This is a genomic window from Actinomycetospora sp. NBRC 106375 (genome assembly GCF_030269665.1).
GTDB lineage: Bacteria > Actinomycetota > Actinomycetes > Mycobacteriales > Pseudonocardiaceae > Actinomycetospora.
This window is the reverse complement of sequence record NZ_BSTS01000091.1, coordinates 1-263: the sequence shown is the minus strand read 5'-3', so window position 1 is coordinate 263 and position 263 is coordinate 1. Positions and strand designations below refer to the sequence as shown.

Here is a 263-nt window from a genome sequence, read left to right as displayed (position 1 = left end):
CGGGGGGAGCGCGGGACCCCGCCTGGTAGTAGCCAAGCGATGGGGTGACGCAGGAGGGCAGCTCCGCCAGCTAGTGGTAGTGCTGGTGCAAGCGTGTAGGCCGGTGTACAGGCAAATCCGTACACCATGCAGGCTCAGACGTGACGCATAGCCGGTTGAGGCGAAGCAGAGTGATCCCATGCTGCCGAGAAAAGCCTCTAGCGAGTTCCTACGCGACCCGTACCCCAAACCAACACAGGTGGTCAGGTAGAGAATACCGAGGC

Annotated in this window: 1 rRNA gene; it reads left to right on the top strand. The window is 62.0% G+C overall.

Annotation, left to right across the window (positions count from 1 at the left end):
- A 23S ribosomal RNA gene (locus QSK03_RS33000) occupies positions 1-263 on the top strand; the annotation flags it as partial.